This is a genomic window from Dietzia sp. ANT_WB102, from assembly GCF_008369165.1.
Taxonomy (GTDB): Bacteria; Actinomycetota; Actinomycetes; order Mycobacteriales; family Mycobacteriaceae; genus Dietzia.
In genome coordinates this window covers 287,922-313,508 of the sequence record NZ_VOBA01000001.1, presented here as the reverse complement: position 1 = coordinate 313,508, position 25,587 = coordinate 287,922, and the positions used below count along the sequence as shown (strand labels likewise).

General features: G+C 69.0%; 23 protein-coding genes and 3 tRNA genes. 14 read left to right on the top strand and 12 right to left on the bottom strand.

Annotated features, from left to right (window positions below):
- Nucleotides 1–45 precede the first annotated feature (45 nt).
- The 5 genes from FQ137_RS01475 to FQ137_RS01455 form a co-directional block, all read right to left on the bottom strand.
- Nucleotides 46–1,245 carry a TerC family protein gene (locus FQ137_RS01475; RefSeq protein ID WP_149290816.1) on the bottom strand — a complete coding sequence of 400 codons (1,200 nt, stop codon included), beginning with the start codon at nucleotides 1,243–1,245 and terminating at the stop codon, nucleotides 46–48.
- Between the two features lie 101 nt (nucleotides 1,246–1,346).
- Nucleotides 1,347–1,946 (bottom strand): TIGR03086 family metal-binding protein, encoded by a 600-nt coding sequence (locus FQ137_RS01470; RefSeq protein WP_149290815.1) that lies wholly within the window; start codon nucleotides 1,944–1,946, stop codon nucleotides 1,347–1,349.
- Between the two features lie 80 nt (nucleotides 1,947–2,026).
- On the bottom strand, nucleotides 2,027–3,208 hold the full coding sequence (locus tag FQ137_RS01465; RefSeq protein WP_255583318.1) for a glycosyltransferase: 1,182 nt from the start codon (nucleotides 3,206–3,208) through the stop codon (nucleotides 2,027–2,029).
- A complete protein-coding gene (locus tag FQ137_RS01460) occupies nucleotides 3,198–4,016 on the bottom strand; it encodes an ABC transporter ATP-binding protein (RefSeq protein WP_149290814.1) in 819 nt (272 codons plus the stop codon). The genes FQ137_RS01465 and FQ137_RS01460 overlap by 11 nt, the downstream gene beginning before the upstream one ends.
- A gap of 12 nt (nucleotides 4,017–4,028) precedes the next feature.
- Nucleotides 4,029–4,916: an ABC transporter permease gene (locus tag FQ137_RS01455; RefSeq protein ID WP_149290813.1), complete on the bottom strand. Its 888-nt coding sequence runs from the start codon at nucleotides 4,914–4,916 to the stop codon at nucleotides 4,029–4,031.
- 66 nt (nucleotides 4,917–4,982) lie between these two features.
- Between FQ137_RS01455 and FQ137_RS01450 the strand changes: the two genes are divergently transcribed.
- From FQ137_RS01450 to FQ137_RS01435, 4 genes are all read left to right on the top strand, one after another.
- On the top strand, nucleotides 4,983–5,999 hold the full coding sequence (locus FQ137_RS01450) for an NADP-dependent oxidoreductase (RefSeq protein ID WP_149290812.1): 1,017 nt from the start codon (nucleotides 4,983–4,985) through the stop codon (nucleotides 5,997–5,999).
- Between the two features lie 173 nt (nucleotides 6,000–6,172).
- The gene (locus tag FQ137_RS01445; RefSeq protein WP_255583316.1) at nucleotides 6,173–7,399 is read left to right on the top strand and encodes a polysaccharide pyruvyl transferase family protein; all 1,227 of its coding nucleotides are present in this window, start codon (nucleotides 6,173–6,175) and stop codon (nucleotides 7,397–7,399) included.
- 179 nt (nucleotides 7,400–7,578) lie between these two features.
- Nucleotides 7,579–8,559 (top strand): nitronate monooxygenase family protein, encoded by a 981-nt coding sequence (locus tag FQ137_RS01440; protein WP_149290810.1) that lies wholly within the window; start codon nucleotides 7,579–7,581, stop codon nucleotides 8,557–8,559.
- A 4-nt stretch (nucleotides 8,560–8,563) separates the two neighbouring features.
- Nucleotides 8,564–9,118 carry a PadR family transcriptional regulator gene (locus FQ137_RS01435; RefSeq protein WP_149290809.1) on the top strand — a complete coding sequence of 185 codons (555 nt, stop codon included), beginning with the start codon at nucleotides 8,564–8,566 and terminating at the stop codon, nucleotides 9,116–9,118.
- A 34-nt stretch (nucleotides 9,119–9,152) separates the two neighbouring features.
- Here the strand turns inward: FQ137_RS01435 and FQ137_RS01430 are convergent, their stop codons facing one another.
- Nucleotides 9,153–10,193: an NAD(P)H-quinone oxidoreductase gene (locus FQ137_RS01430; protein WP_149290808.1), complete on the bottom strand. Its 1,041-nt coding sequence runs from the start codon at nucleotides 10,191–10,193 to the stop codon at nucleotides 9,153–9,155.
- Nucleotides 10,194–10,309: 116 nt separating this feature from the next.
- Here FQ137_RS01430 and FQ137_RS01425 point away from each other — a divergent pair.
- Nucleotides 10,310–10,395 (top strand) — tRNA-Ser (locus tag FQ137_RS01425).
- Between the two features lie 46 nt (nucleotides 10,396–10,441).
- On the opposite strand, the gene FQ137_RS01420 is transcribed toward FQ137_RS01425, so the two are convergent.
- Nucleotides 10,442–12,208, bottom strand: a complete 1,767-nt coding sequence (locus tag FQ137_RS01420) for a bifunctional UDP-sugar hydrolase/5'-nucleotidase (RefSeq protein ID WP_149290807.1) — start codon at nucleotides 12,206–12,208, stop codon at nucleotides 10,442–10,444.
- A 121-nt stretch (nucleotides 12,209–12,329) separates the two neighbouring features.
- The gene (locus FQ137_RS01415) at nucleotides 12,330–13,388 is read right to left on the bottom strand and encodes a pyridoxal phosphate-dependent aminotransferase (protein ID WP_149290806.1); all 1,059 of its coding nucleotides are present in this window, start codon (nucleotides 13,386–13,388) and stop codon (nucleotides 12,330–12,332) included.
- A 104-nt stretch (nucleotides 13,389–13,492) separates the two neighbouring features.
- Between FQ137_RS01415 and FQ137_RS01410 the strand changes: the two genes are divergently transcribed.
- The 4 genes from FQ137_RS01410 to FQ137_RS01395 all read left to right on the top strand — a co-directional run bounded on the left by FQ137_RS01410 (nucleotide 13,493) and on the right by FQ137_RS01395 (nucleotide 16,874).
- Nucleotides 13,493–13,584: transfer RNA gene (locus FQ137_RS01410), tRNA-Ser, on the top strand.
- A gap of 46 nt (nucleotides 13,585–13,630) precedes the next feature.
- Nucleotides 13,631–13,703, top strand: a tRNA-Arg gene (locus tag FQ137_RS01405).
- 226 nt (nucleotides 13,704–13,929) lie between these two features.
- Nucleotides 13,930–14,850, top strand: a complete 921-nt coding sequence (locus FQ137_RS01400) for a DMT family transporter (RefSeq protein WP_149290805.1) — start codon at nucleotides 13,930–13,932, stop codon at nucleotides 14,848–14,850.
- Between the two features lie 95 nt (nucleotides 14,851–14,945).
- On the top strand, nucleotides 14,946–16,874 hold the full coding sequence (locus FQ137_RS01395) for a DUF2339 domain-containing protein (protein ID WP_149290804.1): 1,929 nt from the start codon (nucleotides 14,946–14,948) through the stop codon (nucleotides 16,872–16,874).
- On the opposite strand, the gene FQ137_RS01390 is transcribed toward FQ137_RS01395, so the two are convergent.
- On the bottom strand, nucleotides 16,829–17,290 hold the full coding sequence (locus tag FQ137_RS01390) for a hypothetical protein (protein WP_149290803.1): 462 nt from the start codon (nucleotides 17,288–17,290) through the stop codon (nucleotides 16,829–16,831). The two genes, FQ137_RS01395 and FQ137_RS01390, sit on opposite strands and share 46 nt — an antisense overlap.
- A gap of 184 nt (nucleotides 17,291–17,474) precedes the next feature.
- On the opposite strand from FQ137_RS01390, the gene FQ137_RS01385 reads away from it, so the two are divergent.
- A complete protein-coding gene (locus FQ137_RS01385; RefSeq protein WP_149290802.1) occupies nucleotides 17,475–19,916 on the top strand; it encodes a glycoside hydrolase family 65 protein in 2,442 nt (813 codons plus the stop codon).
- Here the strand turns inward: FQ137_RS01385 and FQ137_RS01380 are convergent.
- Together FQ137_RS01380 and FQ137_RS01375 are read right to left on the bottom strand one after the other, a co-directional pair.
- The gene (locus tag FQ137_RS01380) at nucleotides 19,903–20,424 is read right to left on the bottom strand and encodes a PGPGW domain-containing protein (RefSeq protein WP_255583310.1); all 522 of its coding nucleotides are present in this window, start codon (nucleotides 20,422–20,424) and stop codon (nucleotides 19,903–19,905) included. The two genes, FQ137_RS01385 and FQ137_RS01380, sit on opposite strands and share 14 nt — an antisense overlap.
- Before the next feature lie 69 nt (nucleotides 20,425–20,493).
- Complete coding sequence (locus FQ137_RS01375) at nucleotides 20,494–21,123, bottom strand: hypothetical protein (protein ID WP_149290800.1); 630 nt, start codon at nucleotides 21,121–21,123, stop codon at nucleotides 20,494–20,496.
- Nucleotides 21,124–21,341: 218 nt separating this feature from the next.
- On the opposite strand from FQ137_RS01375, the gene FQ137_RS01370 reads away from it, so the two are divergent.
- Both FQ137_RS01370 and FQ137_RS01365 read left to right on the top strand, forming a co-directional pair.
- Nucleotides 21,342–22,631 (top strand): cytochrome P450, encoded by a 1,290-nt coding sequence (locus FQ137_RS01370; protein WP_255584093.1) that lies wholly within the window; start codon nucleotides 21,342–21,344, stop codon nucleotides 22,629–22,631.
- Between the two features lie 120 nt (nucleotides 22,632–22,751).
- A complete protein-coding gene (locus FQ137_RS01365) occupies nucleotides 22,752–23,363 on the top strand; it encodes a putative glycolipid-binding domain-containing protein (RefSeq protein ID WP_255583306.1) in 612 nt (203 codons plus the stop codon).
- A 25-nt stretch (nucleotides 23,364–23,388) separates the two neighbouring features.
- Here FQ137_RS01365 and FQ137_RS01360 read toward each other — a convergent pair whose 3' ends face one another.
- On the bottom strand, nucleotides 23,389–24,345 hold the full coding sequence (locus tag FQ137_RS01360) for a prephenate dehydrogenase (RefSeq protein ID WP_149290798.1): 957 nt from the start codon (nucleotides 24,343–24,345) through the stop codon (nucleotides 23,389–23,391).
- Nucleotides 24,346–24,381: 36 nt separating this feature from the next.
- Between FQ137_RS01360 and FQ137_RS01355 the strand changes: the two genes are divergently transcribed.
- A complete protein-coding gene (locus FQ137_RS01355) occupies nucleotides 24,382–24,909 on the top strand; it encodes a tRNA adenosine deaminase-associated protein (protein WP_149290797.1) in 528 nt (175 codons plus the stop codon).
- A gap of 113 nt (nucleotides 24,910–25,022) precedes the next feature.
- Entirely contained in the window at nucleotides 25,023–25,454 is a 432-nt protein-coding gene (locus FQ137_RS01350; RefSeq protein ID WP_188064930.1) for a nucleoside deaminase, read from the top strand.
- Nucleotides 25,455–25,587: the final 133 nt, after the last annotated feature.

The following is a 25,587-nucleotide window of genomic DNA, read 5'->3' as shown; positions in this document are numbered from 1 at the left end:
GCCGGGGCCGACCACGCGGAGTGGAGGGTGCGGTTCCGATCTGGCTCAGCGGGTGTAGTCGGTGGCCTGCTCGTAGCGGCCCTGCTCGTCCCATACCCGGCGTAGGAGTTGCTCCAGCTCCCAGACGTCACCCTCGGAGCCGAAGTACTTGCGCTCAATGTGGTTGAGCTTGTCCTCGTTCTCGACGATCTTCGCCCACAGTTTGGCCCGCTCGACGGGATCATCGGTGAAGTTCTTGTTGAGGTACTCATTCGAGTGCCGCTTGAGGTTTCCGAGGACGGTGAGCGCCTTGCCGGCCGGGCTCAGCAGCGAGGCCAGGACCGTCGCGACGAGGACGCCCACGATGATCGCGAGCGAGAGGAAGGTGGGAATCTCGAAGACGTCGACGTGCTCGCCCCCATTGATGAACGGCAGGTTGTTCTCGTGCAGGGCGTGGAGGATGAGCTTGACGCCGATGAACCCGAGGATCGCGGCCAGGCCGTACTTGAGGTAGACGAGACGGTCGAGCAGTCCGTCGAGCAGGAAGTACAGCTGACGCAGGCCGAGCAGCGAGAACGTGGTGGCGGTGAAGACGATGAAGACGTTCTGGGTGAGGCCGAAGATCGCGGGGATCGAGTCCAACGCGAACATGATGTCGGTGCCGCCGATCGCGACCATGACGATCATCATCGGTGTCATCACGCGCTTACCGTTCTCAACGGTGAACAGCTTGTCGTGGTCGTAGTGGTCGGTGGCCGGGATCAATTTTTTGGCCAGACGCACGACCACGTTGTCGGCGTCGTCGTCCTCGTCGTCCTCGGCCAGCAACCGGCCGGCTGTGACGAGGAGGAACAAGCCGAAGACGTAGAACAGCGCAGAGAACGTATTGAGCAAAGCGGCGCCCACGAAGATGAACGCGGTCCGCGCGATGATGGAGAAGACGATGCCGAACAGCAGCACCTTCTGTTGTGCCGCCCGCGGCACCTTGAAGCTGGTGAGTAGCAGCAGGAACACGAACAGGTTGTCCACCGAGAGCGCCTTCTCGGTGATGTACCCGGCGAAGTACTCCACGCCCATCTCGGTGCCGCCGAAGAGCCAGACGGCGAAGCCGAAGACGACGGCGATTCCCACGTACAGGCCGGACCAGATGGCCGACTCCTTCAGCGTGGGGATGTGCTCCTTGCGCACATGAAAGAAGTAGTCGAACAGCAGTAGCGCGAGGATCAGCCCGACCGACAGCGTCCAGGCGAGAGGCGAGGCTCCCAACGGGGATTCCTTTCAGGGAGGGGCCGGGTGACCGGATAAGCCTACCCGCGTCAGGCTGCCGTACGCGCTGCCGCTCGCGCGGGCGTGACGGCGACCGGCGGTTAGAGGCGCGGCCAGTCGGACGGGTCGCGGCCGGTCAGCGCGAGCGCGGTGTCGCGGGCGGAGACGTCGGGGCCGTCGAAGCCGGGGACGGGCGGGTCGAACAGCTGTGGGGCCGGGTTGTCGGCGAGATCAGCGCGGACGAAGTCCAGGACGGCCCGCTCGAGTTGGTCGCCCCACCGCAGGTCCATGCCCTGTGAGGCGGCCAGATCCCAGGCGTGGACGGCGAGGTCGAACACCTGTTGCGCCAGGTAGTGCTTCACGGGCGCCCGCCCGTACGACAGGTGCACCTCGTCGTCGTCGGGGGTGCCACGCCAGGCCGCGGACACCGGTGCGCGGACCGACTGCCAGTCACCCACCAGATCGGGCCCGTCTGCGTCGCGCAGTCGACGCAGACGGTCCTCCAGGTCCTCGGCCACCTCGTCGACAGTGCCACCGGCCAGCAGCCCCGGCACCCACAGTTGCTCGTCGACCACGTGGGCGAGGACCTCGCGAGTGGTCCAGTCGCTGCACGGGGTGGCGGCGTCCCAGTCGGTGACGGCGGGCAGGACCTCGTCGTAGAGGTCGGCGGCGCGGGACTGCAGGGCGATCCAGTCGGTCATGAGCCCATCATGCGCCCCGCGGTGGCCAGTGCGCATCCGGCCCCTGGCCCGCCGACCCTCGATCCGCACCGTGTGCGATGTCAGGGCTTGTCGAAGCGCTCGCGCGCGCCCAGGCGCTGCAGTCGCAGCCACTCCCGGAAACCAGCCGGATCGCGTCGCGAGACAAGGAAATACCAGCCGAAGCGGACGATCTCCTGGGGGATGAGCCGCCGCAGTCCCGGCTGGGAGAGCACGTAACCGCGGTTGCGGTAGGTGAAGTGGCGCTTGACCGGGTCGTCGGGGAACTGGGTGTGCATACGCCCGCCGAGGATCGGCTTGAACTCGTCCGAGCCCTGCGGATGCAGGTACGCGGTGGTCAGGCAGGTGCCGAAGGGCAGGCCGGAACGGACGAGACGGCGGTGCACCTCTACCTCGTCACCGCGGATGAACAGGCGCAGGTCGGGAACGCCGACGCGGTCCAGGCACTCGGCGGTGAACAGCGCACCGTTGAACAGCGACGCGATTCCGGGGAGCAGGTCCTCGGTCTGCGCTGCGGTGGTGCCCGTCTCTCCGGGCTCGCTCGCGCCGTCGCCGGGTCCGTCGCTGAACAGTTCCGAGCGGTAGCGCCGCCATACCAGGCCTCGCCGCAGCGGGAAGGCCAGGCGGTCAGGATCGTCGAGGTCGCACACGACCGGTGAGACCTCGGAGAGCCCGTGGCGGTCCATGCAGCCCAGCAGGGTGGCCAGCACCTCGGGCCCCTCGGGGCGGCCGTCGTCGTCGGCGCACCACACCAGGTCGGCCCCGGTTGCCAGGGCATGCAGCATCCCCAGCGCGAACCCGCCGGCGCCCCCCAGGTTGTGCTTGGACCCGATGTACGTCGCCTCCACCGGCTGCGACTCGACTAGGTCGCGCACGGCCAGCTGGTCGGCGTTATCCACCACCACGAGGTGATCGATCGGCCGGGTCTGGCCGCAGACCACCGCGAGCGACGCGCGCAGCTGCTCCAGCCGCCGGTGGGTCACGACGACGGCCACGACTCGGCGGCTGTCGGCCGATTCCTGCTCAGTTGTGCGCCCGGACCGCCCGCCCCAGACGGGGGTGTGCTGCGGGTCTGGACCATTCTGCGCGCGCACCCCGGCGCTCCCCGGCTCGGCGCGCACCCCGGCGCTCCCCGGCTCGGCGCGCACCCCGGCGCTGCCCGGCGTGGCGTCCCCCGGCTCGCCGTCCCCTGGCTCGGCGCTGGACGCCTCGCCCGAGGCCGACGCGCCGGACTCAGGCCTCATGCCGCATCCTGCCGATGTACTCGCCGATGGACCTTCCGGCTTCGGGGCCCTCGTAGGCGGTGACGATCTCCTCGATGCTCCCGCGCTGGCGGATGCGGCCGTGGTCGATCCACATCGCCGAGTCGCACAGTTGGGCGAGGAACTCGTTGGAGTGCGAGGCGAACACGAGGATTCCCGAACGGGAGACCAGTTCGGCGAGCTTGACGCGCGCCTTTTTCATGAACTCCGCGTCCACAGCACCGATGCCCTCGTCGAGCAGCAGAATCTCGGGATCGATGGAGGTCACCACGCCCATGGCCAGGCGGACGCGCATGCCGGTCGAGTAGGTGCGTAGCGGCATGTCGAGGTACTCGCCGAGCTCCGTGAAGTCGGCGATCTCCTCGACCTTCGCCTTCATCTGCTTGCGGGTCTGCCCGAGGAACAGCCCGCGGATGATGATGTTCTCGTAGCCGGAGATCTCCGGGTCCATGCCGACACCCAGGTCGAACACGGGAGCAACTCGGCCGCGGATTCGTGCCGCGCCTCGGGTGGGTTCGTAGATGCCGGAGAGCAGTCGCAGCAGGGTGGACTTGCCGGCGCCGTTGTGTCCGACGAGGCCGACGCGGTCGCCCTCGCGGAGGGAGAGGGTGATGTCCTTGAGCGCCTCGACGACGACGACGTTGGACGCGTTCCTGCCTATCGCGCCGCCGGCGGAGCCGAGAACGGCCTTCTTGAGGGACCGCGATTTGGCGTCGAAGATCGGGAAGTCGACGCAGGCGTCCACGCAGTCGATGGACACGCCCCCGGCAGAGGGTGTAGCGGAGCTCATGGGATGTACCTCCTACACCCAGTACGGGACTCGGGAGCGGAACCGGCGGAGCACCACGAACGCCAGAAGCAGACCGACGGCCGTGCAGGCCAGGACGATCCACCAGTGGTAGGCAGCGACCGGCTGGCCGATCATCGGCGCCCGGACGATCTCCAGGTAGTGGTATAGCGGGTTGAGTTCGGCGATGCGGGCGCGGTCGGCGATCTGCCCGCCCTGCTCGTAGAGCGTCTGCGTGGTCCAGACGATGGGGGTCATATAGAACAGCAGCTGCACCATCGAGTCGAGCAGCGGCGCGATGTCGCGGAAGCGGGTGGCGAGGATGCCGAACAGCATGGACACCCACACGCCGTTGATCATCAGTACGGCTAGGCCCAGGGCGGACAGCAGTAGCTCCCATCCCAGCGGCCGCGGGAACACCACCATGAGTGCAACCCAGATCACCAGGTTGTGGCACAGGAACAGGAACTGCCGCCAGACCAGTCGGTAGACGTGGACGCTCAGGGCGCTGGGCAGCTGCTTGATCAGGCCTTCGTTGGCGATGAAGACCTCGGAGCCCTCCTTGATGCACCCGGAGATGAAGCCCCACATGATGAGGCCCACGGTGACATGGGGGAGGAATTCGGCGAGCGGGATCTGGAACAGGATCGAGTAGAGCAGGCCCAGCGCGACTGCCATGACGCCGGTGGCGATGGTGATCCACAGTGGGCCGAGTGTGGAGCGCCGGTAGCGCTGCTTGATGTCCTGCCAGCCGAGGGACAACCATAACTCGCGCTGGTGCAGCCCCTGACGCAGGTCGGCGATGGCCCTGCGGAAAGTCTGGGAGTCGTTGACGATCTCGCCACGTACGCGCTCGTCGGGGAGCGTGGCCGCAGCGGGATCGGGAAGGGACTGGTCCTGCACGATCGGGAAGCCTACTAGAGCGTTCGGATATGGCAGCCCCGCCGCGACTGCGAGTAGACAGTAGGGATGACAACAAGCACCCAGATCCAGCTCGCGAGCCGTCCCCGTGGATGGCCGACCCACGACAACTTCCAGACCGTCACCGTGGACTTGCCCGACCTCGCCGAGGGGGAGGTGCGGGTGGCCAACGAATACGTCTCGGTGGACCCGTATATGCGCGGACGGATGAGTGAGGGCCGTTCGTACATCCAACCGTTCGAGGTGGGCGAGACCATGACCGGCGGCGCGGTGGGGAGGGTCGTGGAGTCGCGCTCCGACTCCCATCCCGTCGGTGCGGTGGTGCTTCACGACCTGGGGTGGCGTGACATCGCGCAGGGGGCGGCCCGCCAGTTCCGGGTGGTGGAGGAGCTCGACGGTGTGCCGATCTCGGCTTACCTCGGAGTGCTGGGGCTCACCGGTTTGACCGCCTACATCGGCTTGATGCACATCGGAAAGTTCCGGGCCGGCGAGACCGTCTTCGTCTCCGGGGCGGCCGGTTCCGTGGGATCGGCCGTCGGGCAGATCGCGCGACTCGAGGGGGCGTCGAAGGTCATCGGGTCGGCTGGTAGTGCGGAGAAGGTGGAGACCGTGACCGGCCGGTACGGGTTCGACGCCGCGATCAACTACAAGGACGGCCCCGTCCGCGAGCTCGTGCGCGATCACTTCGGTTCCGAGAGTGGTGAGGGGATCGACGTGTACTTCGACAACGTGGGCGGCGACCACCTCGAGGCGGCGTTGGACATGATGAACGACGGTGGCCGGCTCGCCCTGTGCGGTGCCATCAGCGCCTACAACGACACCGAGCGGTCCCCGGGGCCCGACAATCTGGCGAACGCCATTACCCGCGGTCTGACACTCCAGGGTTTCACCATCGGTAACCATATGGAGCACTACACGGAGTTCACGTCCAAGGTCGGTCCGTGGGTCGCCTCCGGCGAGCTGGTGTACGACGAGACCGTGGTCGACGGGATCGACAACGCGGTGGACGCGTTCCTCGATCTGATGAGGGGCGCCAACGTGGGCAAGATGCTCGTCAAGATCTGACCCCCGACCCGGGCGGGGGCGCGGGCCGGGGGTGGGGCAGGCTGGAAGCCATGACGCCGACTCGCCGGGCCGCGCCCGCCTCCCGACTGCGCCGACGGGCTCGTCGGGGGCTCGATACCGTTCGAGCCGCGGCGGACGCCAGGTGGGGTCGGCCGCGCGACTCCCATCGGCCCGTGTATCTCGTTGCCCCTGCGGGGCACCCCAACCACGGCGACGAGCAGTTGTTGGCGGGGTGGCTGCGTTATCTTCGCCACCGGGTGCCGGGTACGCCGGTGGTGGTGGATTGCCACACGCCCGGTCAGGCCGCGGTCCTGCACCACGCCGAGCATCCTGACGTGCTGTTCACCGACACCTTGTGGCGGCTGGCTGGGGAGTGCACGGATGGCGACGAGGCGCTGGCGTTCTGCCGCTCGGCGGTCGCCGATCCAGGGGTGCGCCCGGCTCTGGCCTCGGGCATTGATCTGCTGCGTAGCGCGTCGGTGATCCATCTCATCGGCGGCGGCTACATCAACGATCAGTGGCCGCATCACCTCGGTGTGGTCGCCGGCGCGGGCGAGGCCGGGCGACTGTCCGGCGCGCGCGTGGTGGCGACGGGCCAGGGGCTGACACCCTGCGGTGATACCGCCCTCCTCGTCGACGCCTTGCGTGGTGTCGACTGGGTATCCGTCCGTGACGAGGCCTCTCGTGACCTCCTCGCCGGGTCGAATGTCCCGTTGGCGCTCACTGGTGACGACGGCTGGCTTGCCCTGTCATCCGGCGGTGGCGTCGGAGCCGACGGGCGCCCCGTCCGCGGCGACCACCCCGTCTACTCCAGCGCCCCCGACGTCGCCCGAGACCTGGTCCTGTGCGCGCAGTCTGACCTGGTCGATTCGGACGTGCTCGCTGACGCGGTCGCTCGGATCCTCGCGGCGTGGAGGGTGCCGGGGGAGCGGATCACGGTGGTGGAGTCGATCCCTGGCGGGGACCGGGTGGTGTGGGATGAGGTGTGCGCCCGCGCCGAGACCGACGACGACGAGGTGGGCCGCGCGCTGGCAGATCTGCACCTGACGCGCGCGCGTTTCGTTCCGTTCCAGGAACTGTGGGCCGCGGGTCTTCCGGCCCGTCCCGGGCAGTCCTGGCTGACTACTCGCTTCCATCCGCATCTTTTCGCGGCTGCCCGCGGTGCTTCGGGGGTGGCGATCCGCACCGGGTCGGCCTATTACGACGTCAAGCATGGTTCCCTGACGGCCGCGGGCTCGCCCTGGGAGCTCGTCGACGCGTACGAGATCGCGGATTCTTTTGGCGCGGCCGCGGTCCCGCCGGTGCCGTCCGCGGGCGGATTCGAGCCGGCAACCGTCGCAGATCTCATCGCGGCGGCGCGGGACCTGGCGGACGAGCTCTACCCCGAACGACGTCGATGAGTCGCTCTGTGCAGCATTTCCCCAGTCCGGCGCCGCAGCGACCCTGACGGAGTGACTCAACCCGTGGAGAAAGGTATCCGTGGCCGGCCCGTGTTCGTGCAACTAGTTGCATGAACAGTCGGGTGACCGTACGGTCGGGGGTGGTTACCCGTCCCGCCCCGGTTCCGAAAGGACTGCTCATGGCCCTGCCCCCCGTCCTCGCCGGCCCGCTCACCGTCCCGGTGGTGGCCTCGCCGATGTTCATCTACTCCGGTCCTGAGCTCGTCGCCGCGCAGTGCCAGGCGGGGGTGATCGGGTCGTTCCCGGCGCTCAACGCGCGGCCGCAGTCAGCGCTGGGGGAGTGGATCGACCAGGTCAGGCAGAGTAACGAAGCGTTCGCCGCCGCCAACCCGGACAGGTACGTGGCCCCGTTTGCGGTCAACCAGATCGTCCACCGCTCCAACGACCGCCTCGAGCAAGACCTGGCCACTGTCGTCGAGCACGAGGTGCCCATCGTCATCACCTCCCTCGGCGCGCGAGAGGAGGTCAACGAGGCCGTGCACTCCTACGGTGGCATCGTTCTGCACGACGTCATCAACAACCGATTCGCCCGCAAGGCCGTGGAAAAGGGTGCCGATGGGCTGGTCGCCGTCGCCGCGGGGGCCGGCGGGCACGCCGGGACCCAGTCGCCGTTTGCGCTGATCCAGGAGATTCGCGAATGGTTCGACGGCCCGCTGTTGCTGTCGGGGGCCATTGCCCACGGCCGCTCGATCCTCGCCGCGCGGGCGGCCGGCGCCGACCTGGCGTATGTGGGCTCGGCATTCCTCGCGACCGAAGAGTCCCGTGCCACCGACGCGTACAAGCAGATGATCGTCGACAGCGGCGCCGCCGACATCGTCTACAGCAACCTCTTCACGGGCGTCCACGGGAACTACCTGCGAGGCAGCATCGAGGCGGCCGGGCTGGACCCGGACAACTTGCCCGAGTCGGATCCGTCGACCATGGACTTCGGCTCCGGGGGGACCGCCGACTCCAAGGCGTGGCGTGACATCTGGGGCGCCGGCCAGGGCGTGGGCGCAGTGCACTCGGTCGTCACCGCCCGTGAGCTGGTGGACCGTCTGCGGTCCGAATACGACGAAGCTCTGGCCGCCCTCACCGCGGGCCTGCCCGCGATGCGCTGACCCGGTGTCGCTGAAATTCGCCATCCTCACCTCCCTCACCGAGAGGGAGGGCAGTGGCATCGAACTCGCCCGCCGCTTCGACAAGTCTATCGGATATTTCTGGCCCGCTACCCATCAGCAGATCTACCGAGAGCTCGACCGGCTGGCCGCTGCGGATCTCATCCGCGAATTGCCGCAGGAGGGGCCACCGCGACGTGGGCAGCCCAGGCGCTTCGCTGTCACCGACCACGGCCGGGACCTACTCGTGGCGTGGATCGGCGAGGACGACGAGCCCGATTCGATGCGCTCCAGCCTCGCGGTCCGGGTCCGCGCGGCGGCGAGCACCGGCAGGATCCACGAGCTGCGGCACGCACTCGAACACCACCGCCGTGGCCGGCTGGAGACTCTGCGCCGGTACCGGGAGATCGAGGAGCAGGACTTTGCGTCCCGCGACCCTGCTGACACCCGCGGCGTCCTCCAACATCAGGTGCTCAAGCTGGGCATCCAGGCGGAGCAGGCATGGTTGGGCTGGTGCGATGAGACCTTGGAAGTGCTGGAGCGCCTCATCGATACCGTGTAGTTCTTTCGCCGCTGTTGGGCGATCAGCGTCGCGATCAGTCGACCGTGAGGAGGATCTTTCCGTGAGATCCCCCGGACTCCAGCAGGGACAGCGCCTCCGACGCCCTTTCCAGGGGGATCTCTCGGGATACCCGCGTGGTGACGTCGCCGGCTGCGACCATCGGCCACACCTGATCCACCACCTCTTGACAGATGCCCGTCTTTCCGCCGGGACCGTCCACAGGGCGGGCCCGCAGGTTGGTCGCGAGGATGCCGGCCCGCTTGGGCAATAGTCGGCCCAGGTTGAGTTCCGCCTTGACTCCGCCCTGGAGTCCGATGACGATCACGCGACCGTCCGGCGCCAGGGAGTCGATGTTCTTCTCCAGATACTTTGCGCCCATCACATCCAGAACCAGGTCGACGCCGCGGCCCCGCTCGTCGTCGTCGGTCCACTCCTTGACCCGCTCGACGAAGTCCTCGTCCCGGTAGTCGATCGCCAGGTCCGCGCCCAGCTCCCGGCACATCCCCACCTTCTCCGGCCCGCCGGCGGTGGTGGCCACGCGAGCTCCGAGCGCGCGGCAGACCTGCACCGCGTGGGAGCCGATTCCGCCCGCGCCGCCGTGAATCAACACGCGCGGGGCGCCAAGGTCGGTCTCTCCCCAGCGGGCATGCGCCGCAAGGACACCGCGGCCGAGCCCGCCGGTCATGGCCAGGTTGGACCACACCGTGCAGGCCACCTCCGGAAGCGTCGCAGCCTCGTGCAGGGAGACCCCGGCAGGGACCGGCATGACCTGCCCAGCCGGGACGGCCACCCTCTCGGCGTACCCGCCGCCGGCCAGGAGCGCGCACACCTCGTCGCCCACGGCGAGCCCCTCCACGCCGTCGCCCACCGCCGAGATGCGGCCCGAGCACTCGAGGCCGAGAATCTCCGAGGCGCCGGGTGGTGGCGGGTAGTGTCCCTTGGACTGCAGCAGGTCAGCCCGGTTCACGGCCGAGGCCGCGACGTCGATGAGTACCTCGCCGGCTCCGGCGACCGGGTCATCGACCTCGGTCAGGCGCAGGGACTCAGGACCGTTGGTGTATGCGATGGCCTTCATACACTTGACCGTAGCCGGACTGAGGTCGGGTGGGTGGGGTGATCTACTATGGGCAGCGCCGTACACCGTGGTTCCACGTGGAACCACGCGGCCGCGCGCGTCGTGGCCTGCGGCGGGGAAGTGTGGCAGAGCGGCCGAATGCACTCGCCTTGAAAGCGAGCGTGCCTAAACAGCACCGGGGGTTCAAATCCCTCCACTTCCGCACTAGGTGTGTCAGCCGTGGTGTCAGCCACCGGCCTGTCGGCCGGTCACCGGCCGCCTGGTCCCGAACCGTCGATGACACGCATGCGGCCGGAGGCCGGAGCGCTCAACGGGCCCTCCTCGGCGACGTAGCGCCTAAGAGCCTCGAGATCGGTCACACCCGCCTCTCGGCGGTCCCCGCGTTCGGCTAGGACCGAGCCGTTCCACTCGGGTGAGGAGAGGAATTCGTTCACCACGACGGTGTACTCGCGCCGGGGGTCGACAGGCTCGTCGTCGACGATTATCTCCGTCACCCGGGCGCCATAGGGGCGGGCGAGATCCACGGTGTAGCGGACGTTTGACGACACGGCCGGGCCGTGTCGGCCGATGTCGTCGGCGAAGTGGTCGAAGGCCGCCCGGAGTTCCTCCCCGGAGACTGTGACCAGGTACAGGCGGTCACCGTAAGGCTGCACGCTGTGCAGTGTGGCGTAGTCGAGAGGGCCGGCGGGGAGGTCGGTGAGCAGCGAGTCCGGATTGGACAGTGCGAGTTCGGCACCCCGGCCGCGGGCGGCGTGCAGTTGTCCGTCGGCGATCAGGTCGGCGAGCGGCGATTCTCCGTTGTCATCCATGTCCCGGGAGACAGTCTCGTCGGCGGTCCCGATGAACTGGCGGGCTTCCGGCGCCGCCGCGGCTTGCGCCTGCCGCACGAGTTCCTCGGTTCCGGCATCGGGTGCGATGTCGAGGTTGACGGTCTGGTTGAACACCGACGTCTGCTTCCGGACGACGTCACCGGTGGACGGGTCGACGGCGAGGTCGACGACCGTGACGGACCGGCCATGGGACGCGGGGGCCACCACGACCCGTTCATCGTTCTCGGAATCGAGGACCCGGCAGGTCGCCGGCCCGCCGGAGGCCCCCACGATTACGGCGTCGACGGCGGGGTTGAGCCGCTTGACCAGGTCAATCTGGGTGAGTTCGTCGGGGCAGGCTGCGGGGTCGAGATTGCCGTGCACAGCGTCCGACTGGACCATGGCCACGATCGCCTCCACGCCCAGGAATTGCAGGGACTCGACGGCCTCATCGACCGCGCGGAGCGGCTCCGCCAAGCGGGTCGTCGTCTGGGGAGCCGATTCCGACGGCGCGGTCACTGCGACGACCCCCACTCGGACGTCGCCGACGCGGTGGATGGAGAAAGGGAAAGTCGGCGCCGCGTCGTGTGACGGGATGACGTTGGAGGCGAGGAACGGAAACGCCGCCCCCCGGAACGGCGGGAGCGGCGGGTCGACACGGCAGTCCTGTTCGGTCGTGCAGCCCGGCTTCACCAAGGAACGGATGTGGTCGGCGCCTTTCTCCAGTTCGCGGCGCCCCACGCCTGCGCCGTCCACGCCGATCCGGTTGAAGAACTCGATGGTTGGTCGGTCACCCAACAGCGCCGCCTCGGGCGCGGTCCCGCCGATCGAGTCGCCAGTGGCGAGCAGGAGTGAGTCCTCGGCCTGGGCGCGCAGTTTGCCGATCGTCGCGGCCAGGTGTGGCCCGCCTCCGGCCTGGCGGACGTTGCCCGAGCCGTCACGCAGTTCGCCCTGGAACCCCACGGGCCGGGCGAGGGCGCCGGAGAATTCGCCGATCCCCAGAACGCGGACGGACCGAGTCTCCGCCGCGGGGCTCCACGGACTACTGGTTTGCCCGGTTTGGGCGTTTGCACTCGGCGGGGTGGTGAGGGTGGCCACGAGGACCACGGCAGCGAGGACCGCCAGCACGACAAGAGCTACGCGTCCCGTTATGGACGTATGGGGAGCTGCGGAGTTCACCTCGTGCCATGAACTCTTGTGCTGCAAACCGACTCCTCAGGTGCGCCATCTCGCATATCCCGTGATCCGGGGAGTGCGGGTGTGTGCTGTGCTCCTCCAAACCTGGACCATGCTGCCCTCGCGAGGTCACGGGACCCCGCCGGAAGCATTACGTTCTGGTCACGAATTCCCGGGCGGCTGCGAGAAATTGGTCGTTTTCCTCGGGATCCCCGATGGACACCCGCACCCCGTCGCCGGCGAAGCACCGGGTGATGACCAGGTGTTCGCGGCAGTGGGAGTCGAAGTCCGTCGCGGACTCCCCGAGTGGGAGCCATACGAAGTTCGCCTGGGTGTCCGGGACCTCGTGCCTCATCTCGAGGAGCGAGCGCCGCACCCGAGAGCGTTCATCGACGACCGCGTCGGTGCGAGCGCGGAGTTCATCTCCGGCCTCGAGGCAGGCGATCGCGGCGGCTTGGGCCAGGGAGCTGACGGAGAAGGGAACGACCATCTTCGCGACCGGCACGACCAGGCTCACGGGCCCCACGAGATAGCCGACGCGCAGGCCAGCCAGGCCGTAGGCCTTGGAGAAGGTGCGCAGGGAGACCACGTTGGGACGTGCCATCGCCTCGGCGACGCCGTTCACCGGGTCATCCGATCGCATGTATTCGTAGTAGGCCTCGTCCAGTGCCACGGTGACCCGCTCGGGGATGCGGTCGAGGAACTTGCCGAGGTCGGCGCGGGAAACCGCCGGGCCAGTCGGGTTGTTGGGGGTGCAGACGAAGATCAATCGCGTTCGGGCGGTCACGGCGGCGGCGATGGCGTCCAGGTCCAGCGAGCCGTCCCCGCGGTTGGGGATCGCGACAGGTACCGCGTGGGCGATGCGCGCGATGATCGGGTAGGCCTCGAAGGAGCGCCAACCGAAGATCACCTCGTCGCCGGGCGCGCACACCGCCTGGACCAGTTGCTGGCACAGCGCCACCGAGCCGCATCCGGCGGTGACGTTCTCGGCGGGGACCCCGAGGAAGTCCGCGAGTCGGTCGACGAGCGCACCCGCTGTGATGTCGGGGTAACGGTTGGCGCCCATCGCGGCCTCCGCGATGGCGGTGGCGACACTCGGGAGGGGGCCCGCGGTGGTCTCGTTGGACGCGAGCTTGACCGCGCCCGGTACGGAGGCACCCGGAATGTAGGCGGGGATGGCGTCGAGGTCACTGCGCACGTCGGGGGACATGACTACAGGGTAGGACCACCGCGCGGCGGCCTGGTGGGCGGCCGTTTTGCGCACCGGCCCGGCGTGTGTGTACTGTACTTCTCGTTGGCTCAGCAGAGCCTCCTGGAGGCGTGCCAGAGCGGCCGAATGGGACTCACTGCTAATGAGTTGTCCTCCTAAAAGGGGACCGGAGGTTCAAATCCTCTCGCCTCCGCCATGCTGGCGATCCGGGTGACCGGATATCTGGCACGACAGAAGAATATGCGCCCGTAGCTCAATGGATAGAGCACTTGACTACGGATCAAGAGGTTAGGGGTTCGAGTCCCTTCGGGCGCACAGTGACAATGCCCCCGTCCACGCGGACGGGGGCATTCGTCATTTTCGCGACCCCTCGATCACGCACCTCGGGCAGGTGGCGGACCACGTCGGAAATGTAGCGATCGGTCAGTGTGGACATCACGCGTCGGCCCTATTGGGGAGTGGGGTCATCGCGGCGGCCCGGGGCGGGGGTGGGTCCCGGTGTATGGCGACGACAAGCTCGCCTGCTTCCTAGGCTGTGCCGATGGCTCAGCCCGCGCGAGAGGCGCTCCGCCGCAACGCCGGCCAGCTGGCGTCGGTGGCACTGGTGCTCATGTGGAGCTCGGGCTATGTCGGCGCGGAGCTCGGTATCCGGGCCGGCGGCACCCCTTTACAGCTGTTGGGGTGGCGGTTCTCGATCCTCGGTGTACTGCTGGTGAGCGTCTGCCTCGTGCTGGGGGTGCGGCTAGCCGATCGTGCGGCGTGGGCGCGGCAGGCTGTGTTGGGCTTGTTCAGCCAGGCTGTGTTTCTGTTCATGATCTTCCAGGGGGTCTCTCGGGGCGTCGACGGCGGCACTGCGGCACTGATCGCCGCGCTCCAGCCGCTGCTCGTGGCCACGGTGGCGGGCAAGGTCCTCGGAGAGCGGACGACGGCACGCATGTGGGTCGGCATGGCCCTGGGGATGGCGGGCGTCGTGGTGGTGGTCTCCGGCGGTCTCGATGCGGGCGCGGCCCCGTGGTGGGCGTACTTGTTCCCGGTGACGGGAATGCTCAGTCTGGCGACGGGAACGGTTCTCACACAGCGTCTGCGACCCCCCGAGTCGCTGCTGCAATCCATCACCATGCAGTCCGTCGTCGCGGGTGTCGCTTTGATGTCTGCGGCATTGTTGTCCGGCCAGGCGGCCCCTGTCGCCGAGGTTGACTTCTGGGTGGCCGTGGCATGGCTGGTGTTCCTGTCCACCCTGTGCGGTTACGTCCTGTTCGTGTTCGTCACCCGCACCCGCGGCGCCACCGTCGCCAGCGTGCTGCTTTACCTCACCCCGCCTACGACCATGGTCTGGGTGTGGCTCATGTTCGGCGTCCCGATCACCCTCCTCGCCGTCGCGGGGATGGCCGTCAGCGCGGTCGGCGTGGTCCTGGTGCTGCGATCCCGTCCGGCTGCGGCAGGTCAGCGCGCACGCCGGTAAATCGCGGCCGGGCGAGGTTGTCCGCTCCACGGCACAATAGGATCCGCGCCGGTAAGCCCGTGGACGCCGGGGTCAGAGTGGGAGATGATCCTGAGGTGAACCCACAGCAACCCGATCTGCAGCGTGCCCTCGCCGACCTCGACTCCCGGCTCGGACGCATCACCGCGGAAGTCGCGGAGGTCCGGGCCGGGCTGGCGATGCTCGGCCGGCAGGCGGCACCCGGGCCGGCCGAGCCGCCACAGCGGGAATCGCCATGGCGCCCTGCCGCGCCGCCGCCGGGAATGCCCGCCCCGGCGCACCCGGGCGGGCCCTGGCGCCCGCCCGGGCAGTACACAGTGCCGGGGCAGCATGGAGCGCCCGGGCAGTACGGGATGCCCGCTCACCCCGGTGACCGCGCGCACCCCGGGAGGCATGTGCACCCCGACCGGCCGGGGCGTCCGAGCACGGGAGCGCCGCGGCGTCGGGCTCCGCGCATCACCGCCGCCACCGTGATCGCCGCGGTCGGCGGATCGGTCATGCTCGCCGGCATCGCGTTCTTGCTGGTCGTCGCCATCCAGGCCGGGTTGTTCCCACCGCTCGCGCGGGTACTCGCCGCCGCGCTGCTGGCGGTGGTCCTCATCTGGCTGGGCCTACTCCTGCAGTCTCGTCACGAGCCCACGGCCGACGCCCCGGTCAATCCGGGCGCCCTCGCCCTGGTGGGCACAGGTCTGGCAGCGGCGATGCTCGACGTCATCGCCAGCACGACTCTCTACCAGTGGATCCCGGGGCCCGCCGCCTACATGTTCGTCGGCGGCCTGGCGCTCGGCGGGATTGCCCTCGCCCAACGCTGGTCCTCCGGATTGCTGGCCTGCCTCGTCTCAGCCGGCACGATGCTGCTGGCGCCTCTCATCTCCACCGGTATCGAAATGCCGATCTTCGTTGCGATCGTCGGCATCGCCACCGCAGTCCTCGCCGCCGACCTTGGGGTGGCCGTCCGCGTGGTGTGGTCCGTCCTGCCCGGACTCCTGCTGACCATTTACCTCTCGCAGGCAGCTCTCTACAGTCGCGGCGAACAGATCGCACTCATCGTGACCGCGATCGTCTTTGCCGCTGTCGGGGTGGGCGTGGCCTGGTTCGACACCGTCCGCCGCAGCCCGGCACTCGAGAACGCCGCCCTCGTCGTCGTCCCCACCGCCGCCTCACTCACACTCCTGCCGGCCACCTACCTCCTTCGGCCCGGATGGCCCGTCGGCCTGCTCCTCGCCGCGGCCTACCTGACCGTCGCCGTCCTCGTGGGCCGCGGCGGACGGGGCAAGGCGCACGCGCTGCTCTCCGCCGTGACGGGGTTCGTCGGTAGCGCGCTGCTCCTCCTGGCCTGGGTGGAGCTGGGCGGGCGCGAGCTGACCGGACTCGCGCTGACCCTGAGCGCTCTCGCCTACGTCGTGGCCGCCGGACTGTGGGCGCGCCGCTGGATGGACTGGGTGGCCGGGGTCGCCGCGGCACTCGCGCTGCTCGTCCATACGAGTGTCAATGAGCCGCAGTTTGCGCTCAGTGCGCGGCTCGCGGTCCGGGAGTTCTCCTATTGGGACGTGGTCGCGGCGTTCGCCATCGCCGCGCTGGCGGTCGCCGTGACGTGGTGGGCGCGCCGCCGCCTGCCGCACGAATCGACGCGCGTGGTGATGGTGGGATCTCTCGTCGCGCTGGCGAGCCTCTCGGTGATGGTGGTCGCGGCCGGCGTCGTGATCGGCGAACTGGCCGGGGCGGCGCGCAACGGCTTCCTCGCCGCACATCTGGTGGTGACCGTGCTGTGGACGTGCTGCGCTGCCTGGCTGGTCCTCCTCCCGAACCCACGCATCGCCGACGCGCGCAGGCTCGGCTTCGTCTTGGGATCGCTCGCGCTGGCGAAACTCCTGCTGCTCGACCTGGCCACCCTGCCGGGATTGTTCCGCGTGCTGTCATTCATCGCCGTGGGCGCGGTGATGCTCGCGGTGGCCGTGCGTTACCGCAAGGAGACCGAGCCGTCGGGCAGCGGTTCGCCTACGTAGATCCGGATGGCCCGCGGTTCCGCGCCGGACATCAGCACCTCGACTTCCGGATGGTCGGCCTCGTCAGGGTCGTCGGAGGGCAGGCTCCACACCACCTCGCCGCCCACGGTCAGTTGGCGCAGCGCCAGGCGCGTGGCCCGGACCCACCGCACGTGCTTCAGCGCAGGCTCGTCACGGAGGTCGTCGTCGGCCAGCCCCTCGCGGTCGCGCAGGTCGACCATGAGGCGTTCGCCAGCCGGGGCTTCGTAGGCGGTGCAGACCCTGTCGAGCAGAACGGACAACGGCCACGACGGCCCCGAACCGAGCAGGTCGATGATGATCATGCGCGCATCGCCGACCTGGCAGGAAGTCGGTGTGGTGAGGACCTCGAGCCGGTCAGCGACGGCCTCGGTGATCTCGATGAGCTGAACGGTCATGATGAACCCCTGTCCGACGGAGACGGTCGACAACGAGGACCGCGGCGCGGACCCAAACCGTCCCGACTGTGATCTAGATCATAGTCGACGGGTGGGGTTTTCGGATCACCCTGAGGTGACGATCCCGGGGCCTCCGGTGCCGGACAGCCCTCGCACATGTCAGCAGTGTGGTTGTGTCACAGGCGTGACTACTTCTCACACCGACCGCGCCGCTCCGGCCTCCGACGGCGCCGACGCCTTCACCCTCGGCTACGTCGGCCTCGACCCGGTCAGCGAGGGACTTCGAGAGACCCTCACCTCCACCGGCAACGGCTACATGGCCACCCGGGGCACCGCCGAATGGGAGGAGGCCGACGGGGTCCACTATCCGGGCACCTACGTCCACGGCGTCTACGACCGCGCGACCACCATGCTCGGCGGGGTCCCGGTCCACAACGAGGACCTGGTCAACCTCCCCAACTGGCTGCCCCTCAAGCTTCGGGTCGACGGTGCCGAGGTGCTCCGGCTGGCAGAGGTGGAGATCCTCGACTATCACCATGAACTCGACCTGCGATCGGCGCTGCTCACGCGGCGGCTTCGCTTCCGCGACGCGCAGGGGCGCGAGACGGAACTGGTGAGTCGCCGATTCGTCTCCATGGCGAGCCTTCACCACGCCTACCTGGAGTGGACTCTCACGCCGCTCAACTGGTCTGGCCAGGTCGAGGTGGTGACCGCGATCGACGGGCGCGTCATCAACGACGGCGTACCCCGCTACCGCCAGCTGGAGAGAAGCCACCTCAGTCCCCAGGCGACGCAGGTCGCGGGGCCGCAGACGATCGCCCTCAAAACTCGGACGCGCCAGTCCGAGGTGATTGTCAGCGTCGCCGCCCGGACCCTCGTCTCGACCGGCGGCCGAGAGCGGGACGTGGTCCGTTCCGATTTCCGGACGCACGACTACATCCAGCAGGTACTCCACGTGGAACTGGAGCGCGGGGTCCCCACCACGATCGAGAAGTCGGTGGCCCTGTTCACCTCGCGCGACCCGGCGACCGGGGACACTCTCCTACGCGCGTGCCGATCGGTCTCCCGGGCGCGCTCGTTCCGCGCGGCGTACGCGCACCACCGCGAATCCTGGGAGCGGTTGTGGCAGGCCTGCGACATGCGGGTGTTCGGTGACGACGAGGCTCAGCACCTGCTGCGCGTGCACATCAGCCACATCTTGCAGACGTGCTCGCACAACACCTCAGATCTCGACGCCGGCGTGCCCGCGCGCGGGATCAACGGTGAGGCCTACCGCGGCCACGTGTTCTGGGACGAACTGTTCGTCTTCCCGTTCCTGAACTTCCGGCTCCCGTCCGTCACCAACAGTTTGCTCATGTACCGCTACCGGCGACTGTCCGAGGCGCGGGTAGCGGCGGAGGCAGCAGGGTACAAGGGGTTCATGTTCCCGTGGCAGAGCGGATCGCTCGGGACCGAGGAGACGCAGGAGGTCCACCTCAACCCGATGTCGGGCAAGTGGGACGAGGACCTGTCACACAACCAACGCCACGTCAGCGCGGCGATCTTCTACAACATCTGGCAGTACATCACCATCACCGAGGACACGATGTTCCTCGAGTTCCGGGGCGCGGAGTTGATGCTCGGCATCGCTCGGTTCTGGTCATCCATCGCGCACTTCTCGTCGGAACGGCAGCGGTACGAGATCCACGGAGTGATGGGCCCGGACGAATACCACGAGAAGTACCCGGGCGCCTCAGAGGGCGGGCTGCGCAACAACGCCTACACCAATGTGTTCGTGGCGTGGATCTGCGATATCGCCGCCCACCTGCTCGACCTGCTGCCGGCACCCCGCGCCGGTGCCGTTCGTGCCCGACTCGAACTGCGCGACGAGGAGATCGCCAGGTGGAAAGACATGAGCCGCAGGATGTTCGTGCCGTTCCACGACGGGATCATCAGTCAGTTCGAAGGCTATGAGGATCTGGAGGAACTGGACTGGGACGGGTACCGCGACAAATACGGCAATATTCAGCGTCTCGACCGGATCCTCAAGGCCGAGGGCGACACCCCGGACCGGTACAAGCTGGCCAAGCAGGCTGACGCGGTGATGCTGTTCTTCCTGTTCAGCGACGACGAGCTGCGCCGGGTGTTCACACGCCTCGGGTACGAGTTCCCCGACGACGCCGCGGAACGGACGATCGACTACTACGACCGCCGCACGTCGCACGGGTCGACTCTGTCGTACATCACCCATGCCGGTGTCCTCGCGCGCTTCGACCCGGACAGCTCATGGGAGAGGTTCAAGGTCGCGCTGGGCAGCGATGTGCACGACATCCAGGGCGGGACGACCCGCGAGGGCATCCACATGGGGGTCATGTCCGGCACGGTCGACCTGGTGCAACGCTTCTACGCGGGCATGCGGGTCGAGGACGGGATGCTGCAGTTCGACCCGAACCTGCCCGGCGGTATTGACGGGGTCTCGTTCAACATGACCTACCTGCGCTCGCCGCTCACCGTGACGGTGATGAGGGACGAGGTGGTGATCCGCCACCGTGACGGCGTGATCGATGCGACCCCCGTGCGCGTGTGCGTGCGTGGCGAGCAGCGGCTGGTCGAGGTGCACGGCGAGGAGAGGTTCAGCCTGGAGTGACCTCCGTGCGGGCGCGGCGCCGTACGGCCCGCGCGCGGCGGCGCTCCTCGCGGCGATGGAGGTCGTGCACCACTTCGACCTCATGGTCGTAGGGGGTGCCGCGGAATCGGCGGAACGCGTAGACGAGCAGCGCCAGTCCGACGAGACCCGAGACGATGAGGGTGCCGCCGGTGCCCCAGCCGCCGACCAACCACAGGTCGGGCGAGAGTGGCCACCAGGTCGGCACCGGCGAACCGATGCCCCAGAAGATCCCTAGGCCGATCAGCCAGGCCACCCCGAGCAGTGAGCCCGCGATCTTGGGCCACGACTGGACGCCACGGGAGGCGCCCTCTAGGGCGAGACGTTTGACGACCAGGAGTCGACGGTCGAACCACTCGTATTGACGAGACAGCACCACGGTTCCGGCGAACAGCATTAGCAATCCGGGACCGGGGAGGAACAGCGCGGCGACCCCGAGAACGATGAGCGTCCACCCGAGTGTCTCGAGCGCGAGGCGTCTCACTGCCACGTAGCCGAGTCTTCTCATCGGACCATGGTTACAGAAAGAGGGCGGAGAGCAATCATGAAGGGGGTGCGCTCAGGCGGTGACCGCGGAGCGGTGCTCGTGGGCGGCGCGGGCTCCGGCGTCGAGGTCGACCTCGGGCCACCCGTCGGGGGCGTGGAGCACTGCGGCGAGGTCAGCGGCGGTCAGCCCGGAGCCGGCGGTGAGTAGCGTCTCGACAGCGTCGGGGTCGGGGGCGTCGAGCAGGGTGTCGTCGGCTAGTTCGTCGACGATGTCGCGCAGGGCCGCCCGCGTCACAGGGAACAGTTCGGGGTCGAAGCCGTCGTCGGCCGGTTGATCCAATCGCCACCACCGCGACCCGTCCCAGCCGTACAGAAAGCCCAGGTCGGCGTTGCGGGAGCGGGCGTGTTCGACGCCGCGGCGCCACCACCCGGGGGCGTCGCCGACGAGGTCGGTGCCAGCCTCGCGGGAGTTGCCGCCGCCTTCGGTGAGGGAGAACTCGGGGTGCCAGCCGACCAGGAGCGCGCGCCCGTCTCCGGGCCGCAGCAGCGCCATCCACATTCCCGCGTCGTCGGCCCAGTGCAGCGCCCCCGGGGCGGGCGGGTGGTGGTCGAGACCCACTGCTGCGCGCACGGCCGCGTCCACCGCGAGGAGGGAGGCGATGTCGTCGGGCGTCGAGTCCAGGTCCACGGGGAGCACGGCCATGTGGTCCACGCTAAACCCCATCGTTGACGACGACGAGGTGATCGCGGTGAACGCGCGGCGGCCCCGGGGTGGCGCAGGGGTGCGGGAGCAGCGCGGACCATCAGTCGAACCTGCTGCGGCTTTGGTTGCCGGGTCGTACGGTGTGGGCCATGCACAGTGAGGCGGCACACAGTCAGACGGGCCGTAGCCGGGCCACGCGGGGTGCAGTTGCACGGGACCTGCTCCCGCCTGGGCCCCGCTTTCCACGGATCCTGCAGGCGGTGCTCGCACTTGCGGCGCCCGTCGCCATCTTCCCGGCCGCGGCTCGGCGCTACGGCGTGCCGTTCACGCTCGATCTCATGCCCCGGGGGCGCAAGGTCGTCGCGGTGTCCGAGCCCGCGCAGATCAAGGACGTGTTCGCAGGCTCGCCGTCGGTCTTCCACGCCGGCAAAGGCAACGACGTCCTCCGACCGCTGCTCGGCGAGCACTCCCTGCTGATCCAGGACGGTGACGAACACGCCCGCGCCCGGCGACTGCTGGCGCCGGCGTTCGGGCGACGCGAGATCGACGGCTACCGCACGCTCGTCGAGGAGGTCACCCGCCGACAGTTGGACCGGTGGCCGCGCTCGGGTCGCGTCCGCGCGCACGTCCTGCTCAACGCGCTGACCCTCGAGGTGATCCTGCGGGTCGTGTTCGGGGTGACCGATTCGGCGCGTCTGGACCGGATGCGCCCCATCGTGGCCCGGGCGGTTGACGCCGGTCCTGTGGTGATGATCGGCCTGGGGGTCCCGGCGCTGCGCCGGTTCCGGCCGTGGAGCAGGGAACTCCGGGACCTGGCGGCCATTCACGAGTTCCTCGGCGAGGAGATCGCCGCCGCCCGCCGCGACCCGGCGTTGGCCGAGCGGCGGGACCTCATGGCGTTGCTGGTCCGCGCCTCGGCGACCGACGCCCAGGGGCTGTCCGACCGGGAGTTGCGCGATCAGCTCATCACCCTCGTGGCGGCCGGGCACGAGACCACCGCCACCGCCATGGCGTGGTCGATGCTCGAGCTGGCCCGTCATCCGCACATCCAGGACAGGTGCGTCGCCGAAATCGCCGAGGGCGGGTCGGAGTACCTCGACGCCGTGCTCAAGGAGGCCCTGCGGCTGCATCCCGTGGTGCCGATGGTGATGCGGGAGCTGCAGGAGCCGGCCACGGTCGGTGGCCGAACCTATCCGCGCGGGGTGACCATCTCCGCCTCGATAGTCCTGGCGCACCGCGCCGCGGACACCTACCCGGGCCCGCGTGACTTCAACCCTGAGCGGTTTTTGGGTGAGGTGCCCACGCCCACCGAGTGGCTGCCCTTCGGAGGCGGTGCGCGCCGCTGCATCGGGGCGTCGTTCGCGATGATGGAGGGGCAGGTCATCCTGCGGCAGTTGCTGGAGCGGTATCGGTTGGAGCCGGTTGGGAGCGGTCGAGAGTGGCCGCGGTCGCGCAACGTCACCCTGTACCCGTGGCGCCGGGCGCGGGTGGACCTGCACCCGCGGTGATCCCGCTCTGGTCGGGATCGACCCCCCGGCTACCGACCCCGGAGGTGTGACGGGTGGTGGTGATGTGGTAAACGGGACTCAGATGTGCTTTTTCGTGGAGTTTTTCCTACCGTGGACGGTGTGAACGCTTCTCAGTCGCCCTCGCCGAAGTCCGAAGTGCAGTCCGCCTCGGCCCCCCGCCTGTACACGTGGATCTCCGAGACCGGCAGACTGATCGAGCAGGTCAGAGTGGTTACCAAGGGCGATTCCTCCCGCGCTCGTGGTCGGATCGTCGCCGCGACGGACCCCGAGCACCCTGCCTTCACCGTCGAGTACGAGGCCCAGCTGGGCTCCGACACCGCCCTGCGCCGGGTGGGGCTGACCGTCACCACCGAGGAAATCGAGCGCACCATCGACCTGGTCTGCGACGGCGAGGGGGATTGGCTGCTCGAGGACTCCTCCGGCACCCGCTCGCGCGTGGGCGCCGACGGCGTGGTGGACGTGGACATCACCTACAGCGTGTTCTTCGCCAGCGTGATGATCCGTCGCCTGGGCCTGCACGCGCAGCCGGGCTCTGCAGAGGAGCGCGTGCTGTCGGTGGACTCCTTGACGCTCGACGTCACCGAGGACACGGTCACGCTCTCCAGCGACGACGAGCAGGTTCACGGCATCACCGCCACCGCCTCGACCAGTGCGACGGTCGACTCCGACGGCATTATCGTCGACGTGCCGGGGCTCAGCCGACGGGTCTGACCTGCTGGCCGGCGCGCCTGAACTATTAGCCGACGGGCTTGACCTCGCGGCCTGCGGCGCCGGCCTCCCGTAGCGCCTCGAGCCACCCGGCAGTTCCCGGCGTGACCTCCAGTGGCCGGGTGTCCCCGCCGGCGCGGGTGGCCTGCGCGTTCTCGTACGCGTGCCGAGCGTGATTGCCGTCGTCGACGAGCGCCCCCAGGGTTCCCTGCTCGGCCAGTGCGGCCCGCGCGGCCCCGAGGTCGGCGAGGCACTCGTCGAGCACGGGCAGCAGCGCGTCGCGGTTGGGTTCACAGATCGCCCGCACCAGGTCGGGTGCAGTCCCGGCGACGCGCGTGCCGTCCCGGAACGACCCGGCGGCCAGCGCGAGTGCGAGGTCTCCGCCGCGCCCGCCGGCCAGGGCGAGGGCCTCGGCCAGTACATGCCCCAGGTGGGAGATCCGGGCGACCGCCGTGTCGTGGTCGGCGGAGGTCGCCGAGATCACCCGCGCGCCGCCGTCCAGCGCGAGCCGCGCTACCCGCCCCCAGGTGTCAGGGTCGGCGTCGTCATCGGCCGCGACGAACCACGTGGCGCCGCGGAACAGGTCGGGATCGGTGGCGTTCCAACCGGAGTGCGCGGTCCCGGCCATGGGATGCCCGCCGACGAACCGTGCGTGCAGTCCGCGCCGGCGCACCGCGTCGAGGACAGGTCCCTTCACGCTAATCACGTCGGTGAGGGCGACAGTGGGTGCGTGCTCGGCCACCGCGTCCAGGACGGCGTCGAGGGCGGGGAGGGGAACGCCCACGACGACGAGGGCATCCGCCTCCGCGGCCCGGCGGAGCGTGGAGGGCAGATCCGTGGTGACGTCGAAACCTGCGGCGGTAGCGGCCTCGGCGTTGGGGGCGGAGCGGTTCCAGCCGAATGTGCGCTCGGGGCCGAGAGCCCGCATGAGTGAGCCGCCGATCAGACCGACCCCGAGCACGCACACGTCCGCCGCCACCGTCACCTGACAAGGTTCTCACAGCCGACTACGGTTGGGTCCATGGCCAGCAGCTCCGACCAACACGCCCGCGACTCCGGCGACGACTCTGTTACTGGCACCGCACTCGGGGTGGTCCAGGACGGCGGGTCCTGGCAGGTCGTCCAACTGGACGATGCCGCCCTCACCAGTCTCGACCACGCCGCCCAGCAGGTACGGTCGCTGCGCGCCGAGGGGCCGTCGTTCGGTCTGGTCGATGTGGAACACGAGTTCTTCGTGATCCTGCGCCCGGGACCGTCCGGGATGCGCCTCATGCTCTCGGATGCCACCGCGGCGCTGGATTACGACCTCGCGGCAGATGTGCTGGACGAGCTCAACGTGGATGTGCCCGACATGACCGACGATGAGCTCGAGGAGACTGACCCCTGGGGGGAGGGCGACATGGCGATCCTCGAGGACATGGGCCTGCCGTCCGGGGTGCTGGAGATCATCGTCTCCGAGACCGATCTGTACGCCGACGAGCAGTTGCAGTCGGTGGCCGAGCGGATGGGCTTCGGCGACGAGTTCGAGCGGCACCAACCCGACACGTGACGATGGTATGCGCGTGAGTTGGCTGTGTTCGTGATTATGCGGTGTCAGTGAGCCCGCGCGGGTCGGTGGATCCCGCACACCGGGGATCCGCGCGGGCGGCCGACGAGGGACTGGTGCGGCGTGCTCTCGCGGTAGCGGGCGGCACTCCTCCAGGGGACGTGCCCGTCGGCGCGCTGGTATTGGGCCCGGACGGTCGCGAGCTGGCCGTGGCCACCAACCGTCGGGAGGCCGACGGTGACCCATTCGCCCACGCCGAGGTGCTCGCCCTGCGCGAGGCGGCACGGGTTCTGGATGACGGCTGGCGACTGGAGGACTGCACCCTCGTGGTGACCTTGGAGCCGTGCACGATGTGCGCTGGGGCGGCGGTCGCCGCGCGGGTCGGACGGATCGTGTTCGGTGCCTGGGAGCCGCGCACCGGGGCGTGCGGATCGCTGTGGGACGTCGTCCGGGACCGGCGGCTGCTGCATCGTCCGGAAGTGCGAGGCGGGGTACTCGAGGAGGAGTGCGCGGCGATCCTGGAGGACTTCTTCCGCGCCCGTCGGTGAGTGTTCCGCGCCCATGGGTGAGTGGCGAAAGCGCGCGGTGGTCGCGTTCGACTCCGGCAGACAGTGACCGGATCGTGACCCGCTCACGGTGGAGGCCCCGCCTGGGTCTCCGTACGGTGGAGGACGGGAGGCG

Bases quoted from the DNA above. Each gene is read 5' to 3' on its own strand.
- FQ137_RS01465 (WP_255583318.1), bottom strand. From the start codon at position 3,208: ATGAGGCCTGAGTCCGGCGCGTCGGCCTCGGGCGAGGCGTCCAGCGCC.
- FQ137_RS01440 (WP_149290810.1), top strand. From the start codon at position 7,579: ATGGCCCTGCCCCCCGTCCTCGCCGGCCCGCTCACCGTCCCGGTGGTG.
- FQ137_RS01400 (WP_149290805.1), top strand. From the start codon at position 13,930: ATGGCTCAGCCCGCGCGAGAGGCGCTCCGCCGCAACGCCGGCCAGCTG.
- FQ137_RS01460 (WP_149290814.1), bottom strand. From the start codon at position 4,016: ATGAGCTCCGCTACACCCTCTGCCGGGGGCGTGTCCATCGACTGCGTG.
- FQ137_RS01415 (WP_149290806.1), bottom strand. From the start codon at position 13,388: ATGTCCCCCGACGTGCGCAGTGACCTCGACGCCATCCCCGCCTACATT.
- FQ137_RS01470 (WP_149290815.1), bottom strand. From the start codon at position 1,946: ATGACCGACTGGATCGCCCTGCAGTCCCGCGCCGCCGACCTCTACGAC.
- FQ137_RS01390 (WP_149290803.1), bottom strand. From the start codon at position 17,290: ATGACCGTTCAGCTCATCGAGATCACCGAGGCCGTCGCTGACCGGCTC.
- FQ137_RS01375 (WP_149290800.1), bottom strand. From the start codon at position 21,123: ATGGCCGTGCTCCCCGTGGACCTGGACTCGACGCCCGACGACATCGCC.
- FQ137_RS01355 (WP_149290797.1), top strand. From the start codon at position 24,382: ATGGCCAGCAGCTCCGACCAACACGCCCGCGACTCCGGCGACGACTCT.
- FQ137_RS01450 (WP_149290812.1), top strand. From the start codon at position 4,983: ATGACAACAAGCACCCAGATCCAGCTCGCGAGCCGTCCCCGTGGATGG.
- FQ137_RS01430 (WP_149290808.1), bottom strand. From the start codon at position 10,193: ATGAAGGCCATCGCATACACCAACGGTCCTGAGTCCCTGCGCCTGACC.